Genomic DNA, 6,477 nt, shown 5'->3' on the forward strand with positions numbered 1-6,477 from the left:
TGGACAGCTCCGCTGTGCCCGTTGCGGTGGATGGTAGGGGGGGATGTAATAGCTGGCAACAAGGTATTTCGGGGTGTAAGTGCGAGTTGCGGGCCAAGCGTTACACGGGCTTGGCAGGTTTTTGTAGGCCGTGCCATCAACAAGTTGTATCGAAAGGAATCGATTGTGTGGGCCAGCCCTTCAACGACAAGGCTCGGGGGTGTTTGCCGCTCGTAGGTGGCCATCCTACAAGCGGCGATTGAGGTTGAGATCTTTCTTACAGGCTCTGGCGAATAAGGATGACTACGGCTGCCAGTAATTCTTCTCCCCACTCAACTTGCGATCAAGAAAGCTCGCCGCACTGATCAGCGCCAGATGCGTCAACGCCTGCGGCGTATTGCCCAGATGCCGGCCACGGTTGTCGAATTCCTCCGCGTACAGCCCCAACGGATTGGCATAACGCAGCAGTTGCTCGAATTCCAAATGAGCCTTTTCCACTTGCCCGGCCCGGGCCAGGCATTCGACATACCAGAACGAGCACGCAGCGAAGGCGCCTTCAGTGCCGGACAATCCGTCAATGCCGGCATCGTCATTGCGATAGCGGTAAACCATGCCGTCACGCACCAGGTGTTTTTCGATGGCCTCCAGCGTCGCCAGCCATTTCGGATCCTTGGCGCTGACGAAACGCACCAGCGGCATCAACAACATCGAGCCATCCAGCGCGGTGCCGCCCTGGTACTGCACGAAATGCCCGCGCTCTTGGTTCCAGAAGTTGTCCCAGATGTCGGCGTGGATCGCTTGGCGGGTCTGGTCCCAGCGGGCGAAGGGCGCCGGCAGCGAGCGTTTCGAGGCGAGGCGGATGGCCCGGTCCAGCGCCACCCAGCACATCAGGCGCGAATGCAGGAAGTGATGTTGCTCACCACGCATTTCCCAGATGCCTACGTCCTTGGTCTGCCAGGTCTCACAGACCTGATCGACCACTTCCATCACGTGTTTCCAGCCCTCGTGGGAAATCGCGTCGCCGTACTTGTTAACCAGGTAAACGGCATCCATCAGTTCGCCGAAGATATCCAGTTGAATCTGGTCGTAGGCGCCATTGCCGATGCGCACCGGTTTCGCGCCGCCATGCCCGGACAAATGCGTGAGTTCGGTTTCCGGCAGTTCCTGGCGGCCGTCGATGGCGTAGAGGATGTTGAGTTTCATCGGCTGACCGCTGCAATCACTGACCCGCCCGCGCAGCCAGCGCATGTAGCCGTTGGCTTCGTCGACAAAACCCAGGCGCATGAAGGCGTAAACAGTGAACGAGGCGTCGCGGATCCAGGTGTAGCGATAGTCCCAGTTGCGTTCGCCGCCGGGTGTTTCCGGCAGACCGAACGTGGCGGCGGCGAGGATTGCGCCGTGTTGGCGCGAGGTCAGCAGCTTCAGGGCCAGGGCCGAGCGGTTGACCATTTCCCGCCAGCGACCGCGATAGTTGGACTGGCCGATCCAGTCGCGCCAGAACTTCAGGGTGCGTTCGATGCACAACTGCGCGGCGCCTTCGGCAAAACGCGGATCATCGCTGTCGCCGAGCATGAACGCGGCGGTTTGATCCTGTTTGAGAGTGAATTGCCCGACTGCCGCATCGTGATCGACGCTCAAGGCTTGATCCGAGGCCAGCCGTAATGTCGGCTGGCCGCTGGCGCTGAACAGCACATCCTTCTTGTTGATTACGGCGCGCGTTTCAGCGCGGGCGTAGTCATGCCGAACGGCGCAGCGCAGATGAAACGTCGCCTCTCCACTGACCACTCGCACTCGGCGGATCAACAGCGGCAACGCTTCATCGTTGTCGCCAATGGGCAACAGGTCGGTGATTTCCACCACGGCGTGATCGCTGAGCCAGCGGGTTTGCAGAACGTTGGTGTCCGGCAGGTAAATCTGTTCGCGTCGGGCATCAGGCAAGTCCGGCGCGAGCTGGAAAATCCCGGCATCGGGTGTGTCCAGCAGCGAACAGAAGATCGACGGGCTGTCGAACTCCGGCCAGCAGAAGAAATCAACACTGCCCTTGTCATTGATCAGCGCGGCGCTGCGCATGTCGCCAATGATGCCGTGGGCGTCGATGGGGCTTTGTCGTTCGGAAAGATGCTCAGCCATTGCCACGGAACTCCGGATAGAGGCTCATGCCGCCGTCGATGAACAGGGTGGTGCCGACGATGTAGTCGGAGGCATCGGAGGCGAGGAACACCACCGCGTTGGCCACGTCCTCGACATCGCCGATGCGCCCGTAAGGAATGAGTTTGAGCAGGGCCTGGCCGGCGTCGCCTTCGGTGGCGTCCTTATTGATCGCCGTGCGAATCGCTCCCGGTGCGATGCCGTTGATGCGGATGCGCTGGTGGCTGACTTCCTGGGCCAGGGTCTGCATCAGTTGATCGACGCCGCCCTTGGACGCTGCGTAATTGACGTGCCCGGCCCAGGGAATGCGCTGGTGCACCGAACTCATGTGGATGATCTTGCCGGCAGCCCGCGACACGCCTTCGCGCACGCCCTGGCGGTTGAATATCCGCAGCGCGGCGCGGGCGCAAAGGAACTGGCCGGTGAGGTTGACGCCGATCACCGTGTTCCAGTCGGCCAGCGACATATCCACAGCTGCCGCGTCTTTTTGCAGACCGGAATTGGCTACCAGAATGTCCAGCGTGCCGAAGGCGTCGAGGGTCTGCCGGAACAGTCGCTCCACATCCTCTTCCTTCGAAACATCGGCGCCGATGGCGATGGCCTGACCACCGTCGGCGACGATCTGTCGGGCCAACGCTTCGGCCGGCTCGGCCTGGCGGTTGTAATTGATGACGACGGCGGCACCGGCAGCGGCCAGCGCTTTGGCGGCACCGTGGCCGATGCCGGAACTGGCACCGGTGACAAGAGCAACTTGGCGGGCGAGGGAAATCTGCATGCAGGGTCGCGCCTTGGGTTGGGGCTTACTTAGCTGACTGATGGCTGGCGACGAGAGTTCATCCGCAGACATGAAAAGATCGACAGTTTCGTGCCACAGCGATTGGCCCTGCACGCCACAGGGACTTCACACTCCACCAACAATTCCTCGCTTTGCCGCCCGTCAGGCTTTGTGGCAAGTTGGCCGCCCCTGATGAGGCTGTATCCGATGGCAAACCCTTACCGCGAACTGTTCAACGCCCCCGGCGCCCGGGCCTTTGTGATGGCCGGGATGATCGCGCGCATGCCGATTTCCATGACTGGCATCGGCGTGATCACCATGCTCTCGCAATTGACCGGCGGTTATGCGTTGGCAGGCGGGGTGGCGGCGACCTTTGCTTTGGCCACGGCGTTCTGCGCGCCGCAGGTGTCGCGGCTGGTGGACCGTTACGGTCAGGGGCGGATTCTGCCGGTGTCGGCGCTGATCGGTGGCGGGGCGTTGCTGATGTTGCTGCTGTGCACCCGTTTGCAGGCGCCGAACTGGACGCTGTTCGTCTGTGCCGCTTTGGCCGGTTGCATGCCGAGCATGTCGGCGATGGTGCGGGCGCGCTGGACGGAAATCTATCGCGGCCAGCCGCAATTGCAGACCGCTTACGCGCTGGAATCGGTGCTCGATGAGGTCTGTTTCATCGTCGGCCCGCCGCTGTCGGTAGGCCTGTGCGTCGCCGTGTTTCCCGAAGCCGGGCCGCTGGCGGCGCTGATAATGCTGGCGATTGGCGTGACGGCATTCGTTGCCCAGCGCGGCACCGAGCCGCCGGTGCATCCTCACGAATCGCATCATCAAGGTTCGATCATTCGTTCCACCGACGTGCAATGGCTTCTGCTGTTGATGGTCGCCATGGGCATGATCGTCGGCGTGGTCGATGTGGTCAGCGTCGCGTTCGCCCAGCAGCAAGGGCAACCGGCAGCGGCGAGCATCGTGTTGTCGGTGTACGCCATCGGTTCCTGCCTGGCCGGCATCGCGTTCGGGGCGATGCGCTCGAAGCTGCCGTTGCCACGCCTGTTCCTTTATGGCGGTCTGGCGACCGCATTGACCACGCTGCCGCTGTTGCTGGCGACCAACATCTTCGGCTTGGCTGTGGCGGTGTTCATCGCCGGGCTGTTTTTCTCGCCGACCCTGATCGTGGCGATGGCGTTGATCGAACGCATCGTGCCGCCGGCCAAACTCACCGAAGGCCTGACCTGGCTGGTGACTGGCCTGAGCATTGGCGTGGCCATCGGCGCCGCCGGTTCCGGCGCGCTGGTGGATGCGTTCGGTGCCCGCAGCGGGTTCTGGCTGGCGATAGTGGCCGGGGCGGTGGTGTTGTGTTCGGCGGTGCAGAGCTTCCGCCACCTCAAGTGATCGGGTTACCAGCCCCGGCCCGAATTCACCCAGAAGTTCACCGAGAGCGAGGTCGACACCGACTCCACCTGATGGAACCAGCCTTCGGGCAGGAACAACAGGTCGCCGGCCTCCAGCGTCACCCGCAGAAAGGTCACGTCGCGGGCCTTGGGGAAGCGTTCGTAGTCCGGCGCATCCGGGTTGAAATCGCAGCCGTCCAGGCCACCCTCGGGTACGGTGGACCAAGTGCCCAACGCTTCACGATGATGAGGCGCGGCGAGGGTGAACTTCTTTTGGCCCCAGACCTGGGCGAACAGGTTATCGGTGTCGTCGCGGTGCAACGGGGTCAGCGTGCCTTTGGGGCCGATCCAGATGCGCGGCGGGATGAACAAAGAAGCGTCGAAGTAGGGCGGGTATTGAATCTGCTGCATCAACGCCGCCGGCAGAATGTTGTTGCCCATGTAGGCCGGTGGCTCTCCGTCCGCGCCTTTGACCGCCGGGCTGTCCAGCGAGGCGATGAAATCGGCCATCGAGGTGGAGCGGAAATCCCGTTCGGTCGAGAACGTCTTCTTCACGTAATCGCCGTGGCGGGTGATGCCTTGCAGTTCGGCGAAGTGCACCAGTGATTCTTCGCGGCTGAGCTTGAACAGCGGCCAGTCGTGCAAGGCATTGCTGATCACCACCGGAATACCGTTGGGCAGGTAGCGGCTCTCGAATTCGATCAGCGACAACTCGCTGCGCGGTCTGCGCTCGACGACGGTTTGCGCTGGCAGGCTGGCGGTGAGTTTTTCGCTGAAGCGCGGTGGCGTCGGATAGCGCTTGTTCATGTCGACCTTTTCTACCGGCGCTGCACCCCGGCGAGCGTGGTCGATGATCTGCGGCAGCATTGTCGCCAGGCCCATGTTGCCGCTGATCTTCAGGCGACCGCTGGCAAATAGTTCCTCGACGTTGGCGATACCGGCCATGGTTGCGAGAAAGTCCTGCTCGGCGACTTCGATGGTCACGTCGGGGCTGGCATGGCGACCGGCCTCGGTGCGGCTGCTCGCGCTGACCTCGGACCAGAACGCCTGTGAACCCAACACGAATTGGAAAACGCCTTCGATACCGACCGCGCCGGCATTGGCGAACAGCTTGCCCAGGATGGTCTGCAGGTCCACGGTGAATCCTCGTTGTTGTTTTGGTCTGAACGGTTAACGAGCATTTGTATCGGAAATTTACAAACTGCCGACTAATTTGCCCGGGCAGCAATCCGTACCCCTTGAAGAGACTTTTTTCGAGGGATGCGTGGTGACCAAGTTGACCCTGCTGTGCCTGCCGTATTCCGGCGCCAGTGCCATGGTCTACAGCCGCTGGCGGCCGAAGCTGCCGCAGTGGCTGCAATTGCAACCGGTGGAATTGCCGGGGCGCGGCGCCCGGTTCGGCGAACCGTTGCACACCGACATGCGTGCACTGGCGATGCAATTGGCCCGGGAATTGCGCCCGACACTCAAGGCCCCTTACGCACTGTTCGGCCATAGTCTGGGCGCCTTGCTGGCCTGCGAAATCGCTCACGCCTTGCGCGCACTGGGTTGCCCGGAACCGGTGGCGCTGTTTGCCTCTGGCACCGCGGCGCCGACGTTGCGCGCCGACTACGACCGCGGTTTTGCCGAGCCCAAGACGGACGCCGAGCTGATCGATCAACTGCGCACGCTCAACGGCACCAGTGAGGAAGTGCTGGCTAATAAAGAGTTGATGAGCCTGACGCTGCCGATCCTGCGCGCCGACTTCCTGCTCTGCGGCAAATTCCAGCCGTTGCAGCGGCCGCCTCTCAACTGCCCGGTGCATGTGCTCGGCGGCAAGGCCGACAAGGCGACCACCGAGCAGTTGATCGGCTGGAGCAAGGAAACCCGTGGCAGTTTCTCGGTGGACATGCTGGCCGGCGGGCACTTCTTTATTCATGAACACGAAGCCAAGGTGCTGCGGGTAATCAAGGATCAGCTCGACGTGCATCATCGTCGGCACGGCTTGATGGCCGCCGTTTAACCCGAATTCATCGCTGTCCAGAACCCTGTGAGGAGCGAGCAGGCTTGCTCCCGCAGGGTTTTTTATCGCCCGTAAATCCTCGCTGCACCTCCATTCTGATAGTTCTTCTCAATCGCTAATTTTTGCGCTTTGCATTCGTTTTATAGGGACGACGTGCCTTTGTGCTGCCAGCCTACTGATTCGGATACCAAGAA

Annotated in this window: 5 protein-coding genes; 2 read left to right on the forward strand and 3 right to left on the reverse strand. The window is 61.8% G+C overall.

Features of this window, described 5'->3' with window-relative positions; translation table 11 throughout:
* Window positions 1-282 precede the first annotated feature (282 nt).
* Together CAF87_RS17985 and CAF87_RS17990 are read right to left on the reverse strand one after the other, a co-directional pair.
* Window positions 283-2,109: a glycoside hydrolase family 15 protein gene (locus CAF87_RS17985; RefSeq protein WP_085732434.1), complete on the reverse strand. Its 1,827-nt coding sequence runs from the start codon at window positions 2,107-2,109 to the stop codon at window positions 283-285.
* Window positions 2,102-2,902, reverse strand: a complete 801-nt coding sequence (locus CAF87_RS17990; RefSeq protein WP_085732435.1) for a glucose 1-dehydrogenase — start codon at window positions 2,900-2,902, stop codon at window positions 2,102-2,104. Before CAF87_RS17990 ends, CAF87_RS17985 begins: the two co-directional genes overlap by 8 nt.
* A gap of 207 nt (window positions 2,903-3,109) precedes the next feature.
* Between CAF87_RS17990 and CAF87_RS17995 the strand changes: the two genes are divergently transcribed.
* On the forward strand, window positions 3,110-4,282 hold the full coding sequence (locus CAF87_RS17995; protein WP_085732436.1) for an MFS transporter: 1,173 nt from the start codon (window positions 3,110-3,112) through the stop codon (window positions 4,280-4,282).
* Between the two features lie 5 nt (window positions 4,283-4,287).
* Here CAF87_RS17995 and CAF87_RS18000 read toward each other — a convergent pair whose 3' ends face one another.
* Complete coding sequence (locus CAF87_RS18000; RefSeq protein WP_085732437.1) at window positions 4,288-5,418, reverse strand: cupin-like domain-containing protein; 1,131 nt, start codon at window positions 5,416-5,418, stop codon at window positions 4,288-4,290.
* 127 nt (window positions 5,419-5,545) lie between these two features.
* Here CAF87_RS18000 and CAF87_RS18005 point away from each other — a divergent pair, with 127 nt between their 5' ends.
* Window positions 5,546-6,283, forward strand: coding sequence for a thioesterase II family protein (locus tag CAF87_RS18005; protein ID WP_085732438.1), 738 nt, complete (start codon window positions 5,546-5,548; stop codon window positions 6,281-6,283).
* The last annotated feature ends 194 nt before the right edge of the window (window positions 6,284-6,477 follow it).

It is taken from the genome of Pseudomonas sp. R38(2017), from assembly GCF_002112395.1.
In the GTDB taxonomy this organism is placed as follows: Bacteria; Pseudomonadota; Gammaproteobacteria; order Pseudomonadales; family Pseudomonadaceae; genus Aquipseudomonas.